The sequence below is a fragment of the Leclercia sp. EC_58 genome (assembly GCF_019584355.1).
Classification (GTDB): Bacteria; Pseudomonadota; Gammaproteobacteria; order Enterobacterales; family Enterobacteriaceae; genus Enterobacter.
This window is the reverse complement of record NZ_VDAM01000001.1, coordinates 4261551-4281514: the sequence shown is the minus strand read 5'-3', so window position 1 is coordinate 4281514 and position 19964 is coordinate 4261551. Positions and strand designations below refer to the sequence as shown.

At 55.7% G+C, this 19964-nt stretch carries 16 protein-coding genes; 14 read left to right on the top strand and 2 right to left on the bottom strand.

Features of this window, described 5'->3' with window-relative positions; all coding sequences use genetic code 11:
* Window positions 1-17: 17 nt before the first annotated feature.
* The gene (locus FHC51_RS20840; RefSeq protein ID WP_103825148.1) at window positions 18-1232 is read right to left on the bottom strand and encodes a pyridoxal phosphate-dependent aminotransferase; all 1215 of its coding nucleotides are present in this window, start codon (window positions 1230-1232) and stop codon (window positions 18-20) included.
* 946 nt (window positions 1233-2178) lie between these two features.
* Between FHC51_RS20840 and lrhA the strand changes: the two genes are divergently transcribed.
* The 14 genes from lrhA to nuoN all read left to right on the top strand — a co-directional run bounded on the left by lrhA (window position 2179) and on the right by nuoN (window position 18816).
* Complete coding sequence (gene lrhA, locus FHC51_RS20835; protein WP_220436510.1) at window positions 2179-3117, top strand: transcriptional regulator LrhA; 939 nt, start codon at window positions 2179-2181, stop codon at window positions 3115-3117.
* A 631-nt stretch (window positions 3118-3748) separates the two neighbouring features.
* Window positions 3749-4189, top strand: coding sequence for an NADH-quinone oxidoreductase subunit NuoA (nuoA, locus tag FHC51_RS20830; protein ID WP_103825145.1), 441 nt, complete (start codon window positions 3749-3751; stop codon window positions 4187-4189).
* Between the two features lie 15 nt (window positions 4190-4204).
* Window positions 4205-4879 carry an NADH-quinone oxidoreductase subunit NuoB gene (gene nuoB, locus FHC51_RS20825; RefSeq protein WP_220436509.1) on the top strand — a complete coding sequence of 225 codons (675 nt, stop codon included), beginning with the start codon at window positions 4205-4207 and terminating at the stop codon, window positions 4877-4879.
* 89 nt (window positions 4880-4968) lie between these two features.
* Entirely contained in the window at window positions 4969-6771 is a 1803-nt protein-coding gene (gene nuoC / locus FHC51_RS20820) for an NADH-quinone oxidoreductase subunit C/D (protein WP_103180472.1), read from the top strand.
* A gap of 2 nt (window positions 6772-6773) precedes the next feature.
* Window positions 6774-7274 (top strand): NADH-quinone oxidoreductase subunit NuoE, encoded by a 501-nt coding sequence (nuoE, locus tag FHC51_RS20815; protein ID WP_014170998.1) that lies wholly within the window; start codon window positions 6774-6776, stop codon window positions 7272-7274.
* Window positions 7271-8608, top strand: a complete 1338-nt coding sequence (nuoF, locus tag FHC51_RS20810) for an NADH-quinone oxidoreductase subunit NuoF (RefSeq protein ID WP_103825143.1) — start codon at window positions 7271-7273, stop codon at window positions 8606-8608. The genes nuoE and nuoF overlap by 4 nt, the downstream gene beginning before the upstream one ends.
* Before the next feature lie 180 nt (window positions 8609-8788).
* Entirely contained in the window at window positions 8789-11512 is a 2724-nt protein-coding gene (gene nuoG, locus FHC51_RS20805; protein WP_220436508.1) for an NADH-quinone oxidoreductase subunit NuoG, read from the top strand.
* Complete coding sequence (gene nuoH, locus FHC51_RS20800) at window positions 11509-12486, top strand: NADH-quinone oxidoreductase subunit NuoH (RefSeq protein WP_220436507.1); 978 nt, start codon at window positions 11509-11511, stop codon at window positions 12484-12486. Before nuoG ends, nuoH begins: the two co-directional genes overlap by 4 nt.
* A 14-nt stretch (window positions 12487-12500) precedes the next feature.
* A complete protein-coding gene (gene nuoI / locus FHC51_RS20795) occupies window positions 12501-13043 on the top strand; it encodes an NADH-quinone oxidoreductase subunit NuoI (protein WP_103180465.1) in 543 nt (180 codons plus the stop codon).
* Window positions 13044-13054: 11 nt separating this feature from the next.
* Entirely contained in the window at window positions 13055-13609 is a 555-nt protein-coding gene (gene nuoJ, locus FHC51_RS20790) for an NADH-quinone oxidoreductase subunit J (RefSeq protein ID WP_103180463.1), read from the top strand.
* Window positions 13606-13908 (top strand): NADH-quinone oxidoreductase subunit NuoK, encoded by a 303-nt coding sequence (gene nuoK / locus FHC51_RS20785; RefSeq protein WP_049841347.1) that lies wholly within the window; start codon window positions 13606-13608, stop codon window positions 13906-13908. Before nuoJ ends, nuoK begins: the two co-directional genes overlap by 4 nt.
* Window positions 13905-15746 carry an NADH-quinone oxidoreductase subunit L gene (gene nuoL, locus FHC51_RS20780; protein ID WP_220436506.1) on the top strand — a complete coding sequence of 614 codons (1842 nt, stop codon included), beginning with the start codon at window positions 13905-13907 and terminating at the stop codon, window positions 15744-15746. The genes nuoK and nuoL overlap by 4 nt, the downstream gene beginning before the upstream one ends.
* 76 nt (window positions 15747-15822) lie before the next feature.
* Window positions 15823-17352 carry an NADH-quinone oxidoreductase subunit M gene (gene nuoM, locus FHC51_RS20775; protein WP_103180459.1) on the top strand — a complete coding sequence of 510 codons (1530 nt, stop codon included), beginning with the start codon at window positions 15823-15825 and terminating at the stop codon, window positions 17350-17352.
* Window positions 17353-17358: 6 nt separating this feature from the next.
* The gene (gene nuoN / locus FHC51_RS20770; RefSeq protein ID WP_220436505.1) at window positions 17359-18816 is read left to right on the top strand and encodes an NADH-quinone oxidoreductase subunit NuoN; all 1458 of its coding nucleotides are present in this window, start codon (window positions 17359-17361) and stop codon (window positions 18814-18816) included.
* A gap of 124 nt (window positions 18817-18940) precedes the next feature.
* Here the strand turns inward: nuoN and FHC51_RS20765 are convergent, their stop codons facing one another.
* Window positions 18941-19945: a chemotaxis protein gene (locus FHC51_RS20765; protein WP_220436504.1), complete on the bottom strand. Its 1005-nt coding sequence runs from the start codon at window positions 19943-19945 to the stop codon at window positions 18941-18943.
* Between the last annotated feature and the right edge of the window lie 19 nt (window positions 19946-19964).

Sequence of the window (19964 nt, the reverse complement as noted above, 5' to 3'; positions counted from 1 at the left end):
GGCAGCCCGAGAGTTGTTTACTGATGGTATCCGCCGAGGAAGCGTCCAAACCGGGTGATGGCCATTTCCAGCTCATCTTCACGCGGCAGCGTTACGATACGCACATGGTCCGGCCACGGCCAGTTAAACGCCGTTCCCTGTACCAGTAACACTTTTTCCTGCAGCAGGAAGTCGAGCACCATCTTCTGATCGTCAAAGATGTTGAAGCGTTTGATGTCGATTTTCGGGAACATATAGAGCGCGCCGTTTGGCTTCACGCAGGAGACGCCCGGAATATCGTTGATCAGCTCCCACGCGCGCTGTCGCTGTTCATACAGACGCCCGCCCGGCACGATAAATTCGCTGATGCTCTGATAGCCACCCAGCGCCGTCTGGATCGCATGCTGCGCAGGGACGTTGGCGCACAGACGCATGGAGGCCAGCATCTCCAGCCCTTCGATATAACCTCTGGCGTGTTTCTTCGGCCCGTTCAGCACCATCCAGCCCTGGCGGAAGCCCGCAACACGATAGGTCTTTGACAGGCCGTTAAAGGTGACGGTCAGCAGATCCGGCGCCAGCGCGGCAATAGAGTGGTGCTGCGCGGCGTCATACAGAATTTTGTCGTAGATCTCGTCCGCGAAGATGATCAGGTTATGCTGGCGGGCCAGCTCGACGATCTCCAGCAGCAGCTCTTTGGAATAGACGGCGCCGGTGGGGTTGTTCGGGTTGATGATGACGATGCCGCGGGTGCGCGGCGTAATTTTGGCGCGAATATCATCCAGATCCGGGAACCAGTCAGCCGATTCGTCACACAGGTAGTGCACCGCTTTACCGCTGGAAAGGGAGACCGCCGCGGTCCAGAGCGGGTAGTCCGGAGCCGGAACCAGCATTTCGTCACCGCTGTTCAGCAGGGCCTGCATCGCCTGGACAATCAGCTCGGAAACACCGTTACCAATATAGATATCTTCTACAGTCACATCGCGCATACCCTGCGCCTGATAGTGCTGCATGATGGCTTTACGCGCAGAGTAGAGACCTTTGGAGTCGCTGTAGCCTTGCGCCGTCGGCAGGTTGCGAATCACATCAACCAGAATTTCATCCGGTGCATCAAAACCAAATGGCGCCGGGTTGCCGATATTGAGCTTAAGTACTTTATTACCTTCTTCTTCGAGGCGCTTTGCCTCTTTAAGAACCGGGCCACGAATGTCATAACAAACGTTATCTAACTTGCTGGATTTTTCGATGGGTGACATGAATCTTTGACCTTTTCACTGTTATTGCGACGTCCTGCCGTGGAGTCAGCACGAAACAATGTACTCCTCGAACGCCCGATTTTGAAGCGTTGGCAGAAGAAGATTTTGTGCATTGCTGACGGTTTACTCTGAATCTTTTAACTATTTTTAAAGGGGTTAATCACTTTATTGTGTGTATTTTGGGATGTTGCTGGTGCTTTGTCCTGTTACGGGTCTTTTAATATGGATTTTACGCTGTAAAAAAGGCGTGAATTGAGCGGCTTACGCTGGCGGTGCTACAGTTTACTGTAGTGATTTTTCGTTAAAGCTGAATGAAACTCACTGCTATTCGCTTTCCTGCCTTTTTATATTAACGTTGCTCATGTGAAATTAATGTTAAGCATTATTAATCATTAAGTCCGGTTTCAATTATTGTTTATTTCTAAATAAAGACGAAATCGCAACTTTCGTTAATATAAATAAAATTAGTTTAGCTAGTTACCATTCAGGTTAAATCAAAGGATTTGCAATAAGGCTTATAAAGAAAAAGGTTTTAGGGTAAGATGTATGCCGGGTTTAGCGATGAAAGATAACAGGTCACAGCAGGCCTTGATGCCTGGACCTTTAATAGTTTATTGTAATTGCTAGAATTATCTCTGCCTTGAGAAGTTAAGCGATACCATTGCCGCTCAACCTGTACTGCGATAAAGTTGACGTTGGATATGCATCTTCTTTAATCGAATTTACATCATCCGGCAAATACCTATATATCTCGAACGATTTTGAGAATAAAAATAACGTCAGATAAGTTGTTTCTGACCACTGATATAACCAGCACAATTACATTATGCAGGCCCCTGCCAGACCGGGACGTCAGCGGATTTCGTTCAGAAGGAACTGTATTACTTTTACGCACACAGCTTAAACCCGGGGCAGCTCCGTACGAGCAACCTGTAAGTGAAAAGATATGATTAATGCAAATCGTCCGATACTGAATCTCGACCTCGATCTGCTGAGAACCTTTGTGGCGGTCGCCGATCTGAACACCTTTGCTGCTGCGGCGGCGGCAGTTTGCCGTACCCAGTCCGCAGTGAGCCAACAAATGCAACGACTGGAGCAACTGGTCGGTAAAGAGCTTTTTGCCCGTCATGGCCGCAATAAGCTGTTAACGGAGCATGGTATTCAGCTCCTGGGTTACGCCAGAAAAATTCTGCGCTTCAATGATGAAGCATGTTCATCATTAATGTTTAGCAACCTGCAGGGTGTCTTAACATTGGGCGCCTCTGATGAGTCGGCCGACACCATTCTGCCGTTCCTGCTCAACCGCATCAGTTCGGTTTACCCGAAACTTGCTCTTGATGTCAGAGTGAAACGCAACGCCTTTATGGTTGATATGTTGCAGGAGCAGGAGGTCGATCTGGTGGTCACCACCCATCGTACCAGCCAGTTCGAATGTCTGACGCTACGCACCTCGCCGACACACTGGTACTGCGCCGCCGAGTTCACGTTGCAGCGCGGCGAGCCGGTGCCGTTAGTCCTGCTGGCCGATCCCAGCCCGTTCCGCGACGTTGTGCTGGCTACGCTCAACGCCGCCAATGTGCCATGGCGCCTGGCCTATGTTGCCTCCACGCTGCCAGCGATCCGCGCCGCGGTAAAAGCAGGGCTCGGCGTAACGGCTCGTCCGGTTGAGATGATGAGCCCCGATTTGCGTGTGTTAGGCAAAGCGGATGGATTGCCCGCGCTGCCGGATACGGAATATCTGTTGTGCCATAATCCGGCCAGTAACAACGAGCTTGCGCAGACTATCTTTAGCGCCATGGATGATTACCATAACCCCTGGCAGTACAATACTGTTACTCAACAAGGAGGGGATGACTCGGTAATCATTGAAAGCGATTTCGAGTAAACGAATCCCTAATAATCTGATAACAATTCGCCCAGACAATGACGAATCACTGCCGCTGCCTCTGCGCGCAGTGGTTCTTTTTTTGCATGGAACCCAGAGGGGTTTGACTTAAGTCATTGCTAATTTTCTGTTTTATCAATCTGATAGATATCCTGCCTTTCTCCAAAATCCCGCTATACTTGTTCTTTCTAATGTCAATGGGCATGTTAAAAAAGCAGCAAAGATGTTGCCGTTTTTTTGATTGAATTAACAAAAGCGTGTCACAGATCAAGAAAATACTCCTCATTGGGGGGAGGAATCGACGGCAAAGCCTGTCAAAATAGGCGGGTAATCTTTGTATTAGTACATTACGGACACGATTCAACACCCCCACGCAGGTATGCGCCTCACATTTAATGAGGGTAAAGGGCATTAAATGTTAATGAAGTTCGATCAATGTAATTTAATGTGAAGAAACTTTTGTTAAAGTTGACAAAAGGTTATAGAAAGGAGTAAAAAACCACATCATTTTGCTGTCTATGTCTCATTTTCGACAGTTAGTGTACGGTTATTTGTTCCTCCCCATGAATCGATGTGATGCCCATCTGCCAGTAAGAGCAGTGTTCCAGGTATCACTTTTGATGAGTAAGCAATGAGTATGTCAACATCCACAGAAGTCATCGCTCATCACTGGGCATTCGCAATCTTTCTTATCGTTGCCATTGGCCTGTGCTGCCTGATGCTAGTCGGCGGCTGGTTCCTGGGCGGTCGCGCCCGCGCAAGGCACAAAAACACGCCATTCGAATCGGGTATCGATTCGGTAGGTACCGCGCGTTTACGCCTGTCTGCCAAGTTCTATCTGGTAGCCATGTTCTTCGTCATTTTCGACGTGGAAGCGCTTTACCTGTTCGCATGGTCGACCTCCATTCGTGAGAGTGGCTGGGTAGGCTTTGTCGAGGCCGCAATTTTCATTTTAGTGTTACTGGCCGGTCTGGTTTATCTGGTGCGTATTGGCGCGCTGGACTGGACACCTGCACGTTCACGCCGTGAACGTATCAACCCGGAAAACAGTATCCCTAATCGTCAGCAGTAACAGCGAGGCAATAAGATGGAGTATACGCTCACCCGCATAGATCCTAACGGTGAGAATGACCGTTACCCCCTGCAAAAGCAGGAGATCGTAACCGACCCCCTGGAGCAAGAAGTCAACAAAAGCGTGTACATGGGCAAGCTCGAGCATGCCATGCACGATATGGTCAACTGGGGTCGTAAGAACTCCATCTGGCCATACAACTTTGGCCTTTCTTGCTGCTACGTTGAAATGGTGACGTCATTCACTGCGGTGCATGACGTTGCGCGTTTTGGTGCAGAAGTACTGCGTGCATCTCCGCGTCAGGCTGACCTGATGGTGGTAGCGGGCACCTGCTTTACCAAAATGGCACCGGTCATTCAGCGTCTGTACGACCAAATGCTCGAGCCGAAATGGGTTATCTCCATGGGCGCTTGTGCCAACTCTGGCGGCATGTACGACATCTATTCCGTCGTGCAAGGTGTAGATAAGTTTATCCCGGTTGACGTTTATATCCCGGGCTGCCCACCGCGTCCGGAAGCCTACATGCAGGCGCTGATGCTGTTGCAGGAGTCGATTGGCAAAGAACGCCGTCCGCTCTCCTGGGTTGTGGGTGACCAGGGTGTGTACCGCGCTAACATGCAGTCTGAGCGCGAGCGTAAACGCGGTGAACGTATCGCAGTGACCAATCTGCGGACACCAGACGAAATTTAATTTGCGCCTGTGGGCATGGAGATAACCTTCGCATATCACTATTCAAATAGCGCGAAGCCACGCCCGACAGTCACCACGGACCTTTTGCAATGGTGAACACTATGACCGACTTAACCGCGCAAGACGCCGCCTGGCAAACACGGGATCATCTGGATGACCCGGTCATCGGCGAACTGCGCAACCGTTTTGGGCCGGATGCCTTTACTGTTCAGGCCACCCGCACCGGGGTACCCGTTGTTTGGGTGAAGCGTGAGCAGTTACTGGAAGTGGTTGATTTCCTCAAGAAACTGCCTAAACCTTACGTCATGCTGTTTGACTTACACGGCATGGACGAACGTCTGCGTACTCACCGCCAGGGTTTACCCGCGGCGGATTTTTCCGTTTTCTACCACCTGATCTCAATAGACCGCAACACGGATATCATGCTCAAGGTGGCATTGTCTGAAAACGACATGCATCTGCCGACGATCACCAAACTCTTCCCGAACGCTAACTGGTATGAGCGTGAAACCTGGGAAATGTTTGGCATGACCTTCGATGGCCACCCGCATCTGACGCGCATTATGATGCCGCAGACCTGGACCGGCCACCCGCTGCGTAAAGACTACCCGGCGCGCGCCACCGAATTCGATCCGTTTGAGCTGACCAAAGCCAAGCAGGATCTGGAGATGGAAGCGCTGACCTTCAAGCCGGAAGACTGGGGCATGAAGCGCAGCACCGACAACGAGGACTTCATGTTCCTCAACCTCGGTCCAAACCACCCGTCTGCGCACGGTGCTTTCCGTATCATTCTGCAGCTTGATGGTGAAGAGATCGTCGACTGCGTGCCAGATATCGGCTACCACCACCGTGGCGCCGAGAAGATGGGCGAGCGTCAATCCTGGCACAGCTACATTCCGTACACCGACCGTATCGAGTACCTCGGCGGCTGCGTGAACGAAATGCCGTACGTGCTGGCCGTTGAGAAACTGGCAGGCATCACCGTGCCGGATCGCGTTAACGTGATTCGCGTTATGCTGTCTGAACTGTTCCGTATCAACAGCCACCTACTCTACATCTCCACCTTCATTCAGGACGTCGGCGCGATGACCCCGGTCTTCTTCGCCTTTACCGACCGTCAGAAGATTTACGATCTGGTGGAAGCGATCACCGGTTTCCGTATGCACCCGGCCTGGTTCCGTATTGGCGGCGTCGCGCATGACCTGCCGCGCGGCTGGGATCGTCTGCTGCGTGAGTTCCTCGACTGGATGCCGAAGCGTCTGGCCTCTTACGAGAAAGCCGCGCTGCGCAACTCCATCCTGAAGGGCCGTTCCCAGGGCGTGGCTGCCTATGGCGCGAAAGAGGCGCTGGAGTGGGGCACCACCGGTGCTGGCCTGCGCGCCACCGGTATCGATTTCGACGTGCGTAAAGCGCGTCCTTACTCTGGCTACGAGAATTTCGACTTTGAAGTGCCGCTGGGCGGCGGTGTTTCCGACTGCTACACCCGCGTGATGCTGAAAGTGGAAGAGCTGCGCCAGAGCCTGCGCATCCTTGAGCAGTGCCTCAACAACATGCCGGAAGGCCCGTTCAAGGCGGATCACCCGCTGACCACGCCGCCACCGAAAGAGCGCACGTTGCAGCATATCGAAACCCTGATCACGCACTTCCTGCAGGTTTCCTGGGGTCCGGTTATGCCGGCGCAAGAATCCTTCCAGATGATCGAAGCGACCAAGGGTATCAACAGTTACTACCTGACCAGCGACGGCAGCACCATGAGCTACCGTACCCGTGTACGTACGCCAAGCTTCCCGCACCTGCAGCAGATCCCGTCAGCCATTCGCGGCAGTCTGGTCTCTGACCTGATTGTGTATCTGGGTAGTATCGATTTTGTTATGTCAGATGTGGACCGCTAATTATGCACGAGAATCAACAACCACAAACCGAGGCTTTTGAGCTGAGTGAAGCAGAGCGTGCCGCCATTGAGCACGAGATGCACCACTACGAAGACCCGCGTGCGGCGTCCATTGAAGCGCTGAAAATCGTACAGAAACAGCGTGGTTGGGTGCCGGATGGCGCGATCTATGAGATCGCAAAAGTGCTGGGTATTCCGGCGAGTGACGTCGAAGGCGTGGCTACATTCTACAGCCAAATCTTCCGTCAGCCGGTAGGCCGTCACGTGATCCGCTACTGCGACAGCGTGGTATGCCATATCACTGGTTATCAGGGCATTCAGGCTGCGATTGAGAAGAAGCTCAATATCAAGCCGGGCCAGACCACCTTTGACGGTCGTTTTACCCTGCTGCCAACCTGCTGCCTGGGTAACTGCGACAAGGGGCCGACCATGATGATTGATGAGGACACTCACAGTTATCTGACGCCGGAAGCCATTCCTGACCTGCTGGAGCAGTACAAATGAAAACTGTAATTCGTACTGCTGAGACGCATCCGCTGACCTGGCGTCTGCGTGATGACAAACAGCCGGTATGGCTCGAAGAGTACCAGAGTAAAAACGGTTATGCCGGGGCGCGTAAAGCCCTCTCCGGCATGGCGCCGGATGAGATCGTTAACGCGGTTAAAGACGCTGGCCTGAAAGGGCGCGGCGGCGCAGGCTTTTCCACCGGTCTGAAGTGGAGCCTGATGCCAAAAGACGAATCCATGAACATCCGTTACCTGCTGTGTAACGCCGATGAGATGGAGCCGGGCACCTATAAAGACCGCCTGCTGATGGAGCAGCTGCCGCACCTGCTGGTGGAAGGCATGCTGATCTCCGCCTTCGCCCTGAAAGCCTATCGCGGCTACATCTTCCTCCGCGGGGAGTACATCGAAGCGGCAGAGAACCTGCGTCGCGCGATTGCCGAAGCCACTGAAGCGGGCCTGCTGGGCAAAAATATTCTTGGCACCGGTTTCGACTTCGAACTGTTCGTGCACACCGGGGCAGGGCGTTATATCTGCGGGGAAGAGACCGCGCTGATTAACTCCCTGGAAGGCCGCCGTGCCAACCCGCGTTCCAAACCACCATTCCCGGCCAGCTCCGGCGTGTGGGGTAAACCGACCTGCGTAAACAACGTCGAAACCCTGTGTAACGTCCCGGCGATCCTCGCCAACGGCGTGGAGTGGTATCAGGGCATCTCTAAAAGTAAGGATGCCGGTACCAAGCTGATGGGCTTCTCCGGCCGCGTGAAAAATCCTGGCGTCTGGGAACTGCCGTTTGGCACCACCGCACGTGAGATTCTGGAAGATTACGCCGGCGGCATGCGCGATGGACTGAAATTCAAAGCCTGGCAGCCGGGTGGGGCAGGGACTGACTTCCTGACCGAAGCGCACCTTGACCTGCCGATGGAATTCGAAAGCATTGGTAAAGCAGGCAGCCGTCTGGGTACGGCGCTGGCGATGGCCGTCGACCACGAGATTGGCATGGTATCGCTGGTGCGTAACCTGGAAGAGTTCTTCGCCCGCGAGTCCTGCGGCTGGTGTACACCGTGCCGTGATGGCCTGCCGTGGAGCGTGAAGATCCTGCGTGCTATTGAGCGTGGCGAAGGCCAGCCTGGGGATATCGAGACACTTGAGCAACTGTGTCGATTCCTGGGTCCAGGTAAAACCTTCTGTGCGCATGCGCCAGGTGCGGTCGAGCCGCTGCAAAGCGCGATTAAATATTTCCGCGACGAATTCGAAGCAGGCATCAAGCAGCCGTTCAGCAATACCCATTCAATCAATGGTATTCAGCCGAACCTGCTTAAAGCGCGCTGGTAATCCCTTACGCAAAATCATTCAGTCTGCGTCAAGGCGGCGACTGAGTGAGGACCAGGAGCTTACATCAGTAAGTGACTGGTATGAGCGAGGGAAGCCAACGCAGAGGCAGCCTGAAGGATGAAGCGTAAAAAGAATTTTGATTAACGCTCGAATTTATTCGAGACAACTGGAAGCATGCTAATGGCTACGATTCATGTAGACGGCAAAGAATATGAGGTCAACGGGGCGGACAACCTGCTGGAAGCTTGTCTGTCTCTCGGCCTTGATATTCCGTATTTTTGCTGGCATCCGGCGCTGGGGAGCGTCGGTGCTTGCCGCCAGTGTGCGGTGAAGCAATATCAAAACGCGGAAGACACGCGTGGTCGCCTGGTAATGTCCTGTATGACGCCAGCCGCCGAAGGCACATTTATTTCTATCGACGATCTGGAAGCGAAACAGTTCCGCGAAAGCGTGGTGGAGTGGTTGATGACCAACCACCCGCACGACTGTCCGGTCTGTGAAGAGGGCGGTAACTGCCACCTTCAGGATATGACCGTCATGACCGGGCACAGCTTCCGTCGCTATCGCTTTACCAAGCGTACCCACCGTAACCAGGATCTGGGGCCGTTCATCTCTCACGAAATGAACCGCTGCATCGCCTGCTACCGCTGCGTGCGTTACTACAAAGACTACGCGGATGGTCAGGATCTGGGCGTCTATGGCGCGCATGACAACGTCTACTTCGGTCGTCCGGAAGACGGTACGCTTGAGAGCGAATTCTCCGGTAACCTGGTAGAGATCTGCCCGACCGGCGTATTCACCGACAAAACCCACTCCGAGCGTTACAACCGTAAGTGGGACATGCAGTTTGCGCCAAGCATCTGCCAGCAGTGTTCGCTGGGCTGTAACACCAGCCCGGGTGAGCGTTACGGCGAACTGCGTCGTATCGAAAACCGTTACAACGGTACCGTTAACCACTACTTCCTCTGCGACCGCGGTCGTTTCGGCTATGGCTATGTGAACCTGAAAGACCGTCCGCGTCGTCCAGTTCAGCGCCGTGGCGATGACTTCATTACCCTGAACGCTGAACAGGCGATGCAGGGCGCGGCAGACATTCTGCGCCAGTCGAAGAAAGTGATTGGTATCGGCTCCCCGCGCGCCAGCATCGAAAGCAACTTCGCGCTGCGCGAGCTGGTGGGTGCGGATAACTTCTACACCGGTATCGCTCAGGGCGAGCAGGAACGTCTGCAGCTGGTGCTGAAAGTGCTGCGCGAAGGTGGTATCCATACCCCGGCGCTGCGCGAAATCGAATCCTATGATGCGGTACTGGTATTGGGCGAAGATTTGACCCAGACCGGCGCGCGCGCAGCCCTGGCGGTTCGTCAGGCGGTGAAAGGGAAAGCGCGTGAAATGGCAGCGGCACAGAAAGTGGCTGACTGGCAGATCGCGGCTATTCTCAACATCGGTCAGCGCGCGAAGCATCCGCTGTTTGTGACCAACGTTGATGACACCCGTCTCGACGACATCGCCGCCTGGACCTACCGCGCACCGGTGGAAGATCAGGCCCGTCTCGGCTTTGCTATTGCTAACGGCCTGGACAGCAGTGCCCCGGCCGTTGAACTGGATCGCGACCTGCAGAACAAAGTTGACGTGATCGTGCAGGCGCTGGCCGGTGCGAAGAAACCCCTGATTATCTCCGGTACCAACGCCGGCAGCAGCGAGATCATTCAGGCGGCGGCGAACGTGGCCAAAGCGCTGAAAGGCCGTGGCGCCGACGTTGGCGTGACCATGATTGCCCGTGCGGTAAACAGCATTGGTCTGGGCATGATCGGCGGCGGCTCTCTGGAAGAGGCGCTGAGCGAGCTGGAATCTGGCTCTGCGGATGCCGTTGTCGTACTTGAAAACGATCTCCACCGCCATGCTTCTGCCGCACGCGTAGATGCTGCGCTCTCTAAGGCGCCGCTGGTGATGGTTATTGACCATCAGCGCACCGCCATTATGGACAAAGCGCACCTGGTGCTCTCTGCGGCAAGCTTCGCGGAAAGCGACGGGACGGTGATTAACAACGAAGGCCGCGCCCAGCGCTTCTTCCAGGTTTATGACCCGGCCTACTACGACAACACCACTCTGATGCTGGAAAGCTGGCGCTGGCTGCACTCCCTGCATAGCACCGTGCTGAGCCGTGAGGTGGACTGGACGCAGCTCGACCACGTGATCGACGCCGTTATTGAAAAGCTGCCGCAGCTGGCAGGCATCAAAGATGCGGCGCCGGAAGCGAGCTTCCGTATTCGCGGCCAGAAACTGGCGCGTGAACCGCATCGCTACAGTGGCCGTACTGCAATGCGCGCCAACATCAGCGTACACGAACCGCGTCAGCCGCAGGATAAAGACACCATGTTCGCCTTCTCGATGGAAGGGAACAACCAGCCGTCTGCGCCACGTTCGCAGATCCCATTCGCATGGGCGCCAGGCTGGAACTCCCCGCAGGCATGGAACAAGTTCCAGGCTGAAGTGGGTGGTTCTCTGCGCCACGGCGATCCGGGCGTACGCCTGATTGAAGCCTCCGAAACCGGTCTGGCGTTCTTCTCCACCGTTCCGGCACGCTTCCAGGCTGAAGAGGGCAACTGGCGTATTGCGCCGTACTACCATCTGTTTGGTAGCGACGAGCTGTCCCAGCGTTCCCCGGTCTTCCAGACCCGTATGCCGCAGCCGTACATCAAGCTCAACCCGGCGGATGCCGCGAAGCTTGGCGTCAACGCGGGCGCGAACATCAGCTTTAGCTATGAAGGCCAGACAATCAGCCTGCCGCTGATTATCTCTGAAGGTCTGACAGCAGGGCAGGTGGGTCTGCCGATGGGTATGCCTGGCATTGCCCCGGTGCTGGCGGGCGCGCGTCTTGATAACCTGCAGGAGGCAAAAGCATGAGTTGGTTAACGCCTGATTTTATCGACATCCTGCTGAACATCCTGAAAGCGGTTGTTATTCTGCTGGTGGTGGTCTCCTGCGGCGCGTTCATGAGCTTCGGTGAACGTCGTCTGCTCGGTCTGTTCCAGAACCGTTACGGACCGAACCGCGTGGGCTGGGGTGGTTCACTCCAGCTGGTCGCGGACATGATCAAGATGTTCTTTAAAGAGGACTGGATCCCGCGCTTCTCGGATCGCGTAATCTTTACTCTGGCACCGATGATCGCCTTTACCTCGCTGCTGCTGGCGTTTGCTATCGTTCCGGTCAGCCCGACCTGGGTGGTGGCTGACCTGAACATCGGCATTCTGTTCTTCCTGATGATGGCAGGCCTCGCGGTTTACGCGGTGCTGTTCGCAGGCTGGTCCAGTAACAACAAATACTCCCTGCTGGGTGCGATGCGTGCTTCCGCGCAGACGCTCAGCTACGAAGTGTTCCTGGGTCTCTCCCTGATGGGCGTGGTGGCGCAGGCCGGTTCATTCAACATGACCGACATCGTCAACAACCAGGCCGACATCTGGAACGTCATCCCGCAGTTCTTTGGTTTTGTTACCTTTGCTATCGCGGGCGTGGCGGTATGTCACCGTCACCCGTTTGACCAGCCAGAAGCCGAGCAGGAACTGGCCGACGGTTACCACATTGAATATTCCGGTATGAAGTTCGGTCTGTTCTTCGTGGGCGAGTACATCGGTATCGTCACCATTTCCGCGCTGATGGTCACGCTGTTCTTTGGTGGCTGGCATGGCCCGTTCTTACCGCCGTTCATCTGGTTCGCGCTGAAAACCGCGTTCTTCATGATGATGTTCATTTTGATTCGCGCTGCATTACCGCGTCCGCGTTATGACCAGGTAATGTCCTTCGGCTGGAAAGTGTGCCTGCCGCTGACGCTTGTCAATCTGTTGGTAACGGCGGCTGTCATTCTCTGGCAGCAGCCATAAGGGGCTTTGAGATCATGACCTTGAAAGAATTATTGGTAGGCTTCGGCACCCAGGTACGCAGTATCTGGATGATCGGCCTGCACGCGTTTTCTAAACGCGAAACCCGGATGTATCCGGAAGAACCGGTATATCTGCCGCCGCGCTACCGTGGCCGTATCGTGCTGACGCGCGATCCGGACGGTTCGGAGCGCTGCGTTGCCTGTAACCTGTGTGCGGTAGCCTGTCCGGTTGGCTGTATCTCTCTGCAGAAAGCAGAGACGGTGGACGGTCGCTGGTACCCGGAGTTCTTCCGCATCAACTTCTCACGCTGCATCTTCTGCGGCCTGTGTGAAGAAGCGTGCCCGACCACGGCGATTCAGTTGACCCCCGATTTCGAACTGGGTGAATTCAAACGTCAGGATCTGGTGTACGAGAAAGAGGATCTGCTGATTTCCGGTCCGGGCAAATACCCGGAATATAACTTCTACCGGATGGCGGGTATGGCAATCGACGGCAAAGATAAGGGCGAAGCAGAGAACGAAGCCAAGCCTATCGACGTCAAGAGCCTGTTACCGTAAGGAGAGGGGCAATGGAATTCGCTTTTTATATCTGTGGCCTGATCGCCATCCTGGCTACGCTGCGAGTGATTACGCACACCAACCCGGTGCATGCGCTGCTCTATTTAATCATTTCGCTGCTGGCTATTTCCGGGGTGTTCTTTGCGCTGGGCGCACACTTTGCCGGTGCGCTTGAAATCATCGTTTACGCCGGGGCCATCATGGTTCTGTTCGTCTTCGTGGTGATGATGCTGAACCTGGGCGGCTCTGAAATTGAGCAGGAACGTCAGTGGCTGCAACCGCAGGTGTGGATTGGCCCTGCAATTCTGTCGGCCATCATGCTGGCGGTGATCGTTTACGCCATTCTGGGTGTGAACGACCAGGGTATCGACGGCACGCCAATCAGCGCCAAAGCGGTGGGTGTCACCCTGTTTGGGCCATACGTACTGGCGGTGGAACTGGCCTCGATGCTGCTGCTGGCAGGCCTGGTCGTGGCTTTCCACGTAGGTCGCGAAGAGCGCATGGGTGAAGTGCTGAGCAACCGTAAGGACGACAGCGCGAAAAGAAAAACGGAGGATCACGCATGATCCCTTTACAACACGGACTGATCCTCGCCGCGATTTTATTCGTGCTGGGCTTAACCGGTCTGGTTATCCGCCGCAATCTGCTGTTTATGCTGATTGGCCTGGAGATCATGATCAACGCTTCCGCGCTGGCCTTTGTGGTTGCCGGTAGCTACTGGGGCCAGACCGATGGTCAGGTGATGTACATTCTCGCTATCAGCCTCGCGGCTGCGGAAGCGAGTATTGGCCTGGCGCTGTTGCTGCAGCTCCATCGTCGCCGCCAGAACCTGAACATCGATTCAGTAAGTGAGTTGCGTGGATGAACATGCTTGCCTTAACCATTATTTTTCCGCTGATTGGCTTCCTGCTGCTGTCGTTCTCACGCGGCCGCTGGTCTGAAAATCTCTCTGCGACCATCGGCATGGGCTCTGTGGGCCTGGCCGCACTGGTAACAGCGTATGCGGGGATCGACTTCTTTAACAACGGACGTCAGGCTTTCAGCGTTCCACTCTGGACCTGGATGTCGGTGGGTGATTTCAACATCGGTTTTAATCTGGTGCTGGATGGTCTCTCTCTGACCATGCTCTCCGTGGTTACCGGTGTCGGCTTCCTGATCCACATGTTCGCCTCCTGGTATATGCGCGGTGAAGAGGGTTACTCCCGCTTCTTCGCCTACACCAACCTGTTTATCGCCAGCATGGTGGTACTGGTGCTGGCGGATAACCTGCTGCTGATGTATCTCGGCTGGGAAGGGGTGGGTCTCTGCTCTTACCTGCTGATCGGGTTCTACTACACCGATCCGAAGAATGGCGCAGCGGCCATGAAAGCGTTCGTTGTGACCCGTGTGGGTGACGTCTTCCTCGCCTTCGCGCTGTTCATTCTCTACAACGAGCTGGGCACGCTGAACTTCCGCGAGATGGTGGAACTGGCGCCTGCGCACTTCGAAGCCAGCAACAATATGCTGTGGTGGGCAACCCTGATGCTGCTGGGTGGTGCTGTGGGTAAATCTGCACAGCTGCCGTTGCAGACCTGGCTTGCCGACGCGATGGCGGGTCCAACCCCTGTCTCTGCGCTGATCCACGCCGCCACCATGGTGACCGCCGGTGTTTACCTGATTGCGCGTACCCACGGTCTGTTCCTGATGACCCCGGAAATTCTGCATCTGGTGGGTATCGTCGGTGCGGTGACGCTGGTGCTGGCAGGCTTTGCCGCGCTGGTCCAGACCGACATCAAACGCGTTCTCGCTTACTCCACCATGAGCCAGATCGGTTACATGTTCCTTGCGCTGGGCGTACAGGCGTGGGACGCGGCGATTTTCCACCTGATGACGCACGCGTTCTTCAAAGCGCTGCTGTTCCTCTCGTCCGGTTCGGTGATCCTGGCCTGCCACCACGAGCAGAACATCTTCAAAATGGGCGGACTGCGTAAGTCCATCCCGCTGGTTTACGTCTGCTTCCTGGTGGGCGGCGCGGCGCTGGCGGCACTGCCGCTGATTACCGCGGGCTTCTTCAGTAAGGACGAAATCCTGGCGGGCGCCATGGCGAACGGGCATATCAATCTGATGGTTGCGGGTCTGGTCGGTGCATTCATGACCTCCCTGTACACCTTCCGTATGATTTTCATCGTCTTCCACGGTAAAGAACAAATTCACGCTCACGCAGGGAAGGGGATTACCCACCACCTGCCGCTGATTGTGCTGCTGGTACTCTCCACCTTCGTTGGCGCGATGATTGTGCCACCGCTGCAGGACGTACTGCCAGACACTACCGAGCTTGAGCACGGTCGCGTTCTGACGCTTGAAATCACCTCCGGTGTGGTCGCTATCGCGGGCATCCTGATTGCGGCATGGCTGTGGCTGGGCAAACGTACGCTGGTGACTGCCGTTGCCAACAGTGCGCCGGGCCGTCTGCTGGGCACCTGGTGGTATAACGCGTGGGGCTTCGACTGGCTGTACGACATGATCTTCGTGAAACCGTTCCTCGGCATTGCGTGGCTTATCAAACGCGATCCGCTGAACGCGGTAATGAACATCCCGGCACTCCTTTCTCGCCTGGCCGGTAAAGGCCTGCTGTTCAGCGAGAACGGGTATCTGCGCTGGTATGTAGCGTCCATGAGCATCGGCGCGGTTGTGGTGCTGGCGCTGCTGATGGTATTGCGTTGATCGTTAAGTGAATTTTATTCGAATTCGTTGAAAATCAGGCCCCTTCTGGGGGCCTTAAAAAGGAATGCAAATCGCCATGTTACTACCCTGGCTAATATTAATTCCCTTTATCGGTGGGTTCCTGTGCTGGCAGACCGAACGCTTTGGCGTGAAGATGCCGCGCTGGATTGCGCTGATCACCATGGGATTGACGCTCGCGCTTGGCCTGCAACTCTGGTTGCAGGGCGGCTATTCACTGACCCAGTCTGCGGGCATTCCGCAGTGGCAGTCTGAATTCATTCTGCCGTGGATCCCGCGTTTCGGTATCACGATCCATCTGGCGATTGACGGTCTGTCGCTGCTGATGGTGGTGCTGACCGGTCTGCTCGGCGTTCTGGCGGTACTGTGCTCCTGGCGAGAAATCGAAAAATACCAGGGCTTCTTCCACCTGAACCTGATGTGGATCCTGGGCGGCGTGATCGGCGTGTTCCTTGCCATCGACATGTTCCTCTTCTTCTTCTTCTGGGAGATGATGCTGGTGCCGATGTACTTCCTGATCGCGCTGTGGGGCCATAAGGCGTCCGACGGTAAAACGCGTATCACGGCGGCCACCAAGTTCTTCATCTATACCCAGGCGAGTGGTCTGGTGATGTTGATTGCCATCCTGGCGCTGGTCTTCGTGCACTACAACGCGACCGGCGTCTGGACCTTCAACTATCAGGACCTGCTGAAGACCCCAATGTCCCACGGCGTAGAATACCTGCTGATGCTGGGCTTCTTCATTGCGTTTGCGGTGAAGATGCCGGTGGTGCCGCTGCACGGCTGGCTGCCAGACGCGCACTCCCAGGCTCCAACGGCGGGTTCTGTTGACCTGGCGGGCATCCTGCTGAAAACCGCGGCCTACGGTCTGCTGCGTTTCGCGCTGCCGCTGTTCCCGAATGCCTCCGCAGAGTTTGCGCCGATTGCCATGTGGCTCGGTGTGATCGGTATCTTCTACGGTGCCTGGATGGCCTTCACGCAGTACGACATCAAGCGTCTGATTGCCTACACCTCCGTTTCCCACATGGGCTTCGTGCTGATTGCTATCTACACCGGCAGCCAGCTGGCCTACCAGGGCGCGGTGATCCAGATGATTGCCCACGGTCTCTCCGCAGCCGGTCTCTTCATCCTGTGTGGTCAGCTGTACGAACGTCTGCACACCCGTGATATGCGTCAGATGGGTGGTCTGTGGAGCAAAATCAAATGGCTGCCAGCGATGTCGATGTTCTTCGCGGTTGCCACGCTGGGGATGCCGGGAACCGGTAACTTCGTTGGCGAATTTATGATCCTGTTCGGCAGCTTTAAAGTGGTGCCGACGATCACCGTGATCTCCACTTTCGGTCTGGTGTTCGCCTCCGTTTACTCGCTGGCGATGCTGCACCGCGCTTACTTCGGTAAAGCGAAGAGTGAGATCGCTGCCAAAGAACTGCCGGGGATGTCGCTGCGCGAGCTGTTCATCATCCTGCTGCTGGTCGTACTGCTGGTGCTGCTGGGCTTCTTCCCGCAGCCGATTCTGGATACCTCGCACTCCGCGATGGGTAACATCCAGCAGTGGTTTGTTAATTCTGCTTCTACTACAAGGCCGTAAATCGCCATGACAATAACTCCACAACAACTGATTGCGCTGCTACCGCTGCTGATCGTCGGATTGACGGTGGTGGTTGTGATGCTCTCCATTGCGTGGCGACGCAATCACTTCCTGAATGCCACGCTGGCGGTTCTGGGTCTGAACGCTGCGTTAGTCTCCCTCTGGTTTGTTGGCCAGGCGGGGGCGATGGACGTCACGCCGCTGATGCGCGTTGATGGCTTCGCCATGCTCTACACCGGGCTGGTGCTGTTAGCCAGTCTGGCGACCTGCACCTTTGCCTACCCGTGGCTGGAAGGGTACAACGACAACAGAGAAGAGTTTTACCTGCTGGTTCTGATTGCGGCCCTGGGCGGCATTCTGCTGGCTAATGCCAACCATCTGGCGGCGCTGTTCCTCGGTATTGAGCTGATCTCGCTGCCGCTGTTCGGCCTGATCGGTTATGCCTTCCGCCAGAAGCGCTCTCTGGAAGCGAGTATCAAGTATACGATCCTGTCTGCTGCTGCTTCGTCCTTCCTGCTGTTTGGTATTGCGCTGCTCTACGCTCAGTCCGGTAACCTCTCGTTTGAAGCGCTCGGCAAGAGCCTCGGCGACGGCATGCTGCACGAGCCGCTGCTGCTGGCGGGTCTGGGCATGATGATTGTTGGTCTCGGCTTTAAACTCTCTCTGGTGCCATTCCACCTGTGGACGCCAGACGTCTACCAGGGTGCGCCAGCGCCGGTATCCACTTTCCTGGCGACGGCGAGCAAAATCGCTATCTTCGGGGTGGTGATGCGTCTGTTCCTTTACGCCCCGGTGGGTGACAGCGAAGCGGTTCGCGTGGTGCTGGGTATTATTGCCTTCGTCTCCATCATCTTCGGTAACCTGATGGCGCTGAGCCAGACCAACATCAAGCGTCTGCTCGGTTACTCCTCCATCTCGCACCTCGGTTATCTGATGGTGGCGCTGATTGCCCTGCAGAGCGGTCAGATGTCCATGGAGACCGTGGGTGTCTACCTGGCCGGTTACCTGTTCAGCAGCCTCGGCGCCTTCGGCGTGGTGAGCCTGATGTCCAGCCCGTACCGTGGCCCGGATGCCGACTCGCTCTTCTCCTACCGTGGTCTGTTCTGGCACCGTCCGATCCTCTCCGCGGTGATGACCGTGATGATGCTGTCGCTGGCGGGTATCCCGATGACGCTCGGCTTTATCGGGAAGTTTTACGTGCTGGCAGTGGGTGTGCAGGCTGGTCTGTGGTGGCTGACGGCGGGTGTCGTTATCGGCTCCGCGATTGGTCTTTACTACTACCTGCGCGTTGCCGTGAGCCTCTATCTGAGTGCGCCTCAGCAGCTCAACCGCGATGCGCCAGGCAACTGGCAGTACAGCGCGGGCGGTATTGTGGTGCTCATCTCCGCGCTGCTGGTGCTGATCTTCGGTATCTATCCGCAGCCGCTGATCACCATCGTGCAGCATGCGATGCCGCTGATGTAAAAAACGCCAGAAACAAAAAAACCCGCTTCGGCGGGTTTTTTATTGCCCAGCGGCGCTGCGCTTGCAGGGCCTACAGGTTTTGTAGGCCGGGTAAGCGTAGCGCCACCCGGCAAAATGGTGCAAATTAAGCCAGCTGCTTACGGCTAATCAGCGGCCCGTCGATTTTCTTGTTTGCGCGCTCCAGCACCTCTTCAATCACCGATGACAGCTCGTTCAGTTCGAACTTCGCCACGTAGCCATCGGCTTTCACCTTGCGGATATGATCTTCGTTGGCGTTACCGGACAGGGAAGAGTGGATCACCACCGGGATGTCCTTCAGGATGGCGTCGGTTTTGATTTTGCGCGTCAGGGTAAAGCCGTCCATCTCCGGCATCTCAAGGTCGGTCAGCACCAGCGAGATTTTATCGGTAATGGGCACCCCTTCCGCCTGGGCCTGCGCGGCCAGCACGCCGATCTTCTCCCAGGCCTCTTTACCGGTGATATGCAGCTGCGCCGGGATCTGCATCGCCTGCAGCCCTTTTTCCAGCATTGAGCGCGCCACTTTAGAGTCTTCCGCCACAATCGCCACCGCACCCGGCTTGATATTGAATTTGGTGATCTGCAGATCGGTAGCATGCAGGTCGTGGTTGGCCGGGGTGATGTCATAGAGGATCTGCTCAACGTCCAGCACCATCGCCAGATCGTTGGTATCCGTCTTCTCATCCAGACAGGCGATACTGGTGATATAGCGTCCGCTGACCGCGGTTTCCGCCGCATGCACCTGCTTCCAGTCCAGGCGCATGATATTTTCGACCGACTCCACGGCAAAGGCCTGGACGCTACGGGCATACTCGGTGATCAGCAAAATGTTCAGCCCCGTCGTTGGCTTGCAGCCTGCCACCGCGGCCAGGTCGATAACCGGGATCACCTGATCGCGAATATTAACCATACCCATCAGGGGCGACTTCATCCCCGCCGGTTTGGTGAACGAGGGCATGGGCACAATCTCGCGAAGCTTAAAGACGTTGATGCCGAACAGCTCAGATTTGTTTTCATTCATTGAGCGGCCAAGACGAAACAGCAGCAGCTCAAATCGGTTCGACAGAGTAAGATTTGCCCTGTCATCAATGTCTTTCTGGAAGTTATCCATGTTTGCCCCTCAGTGAAAA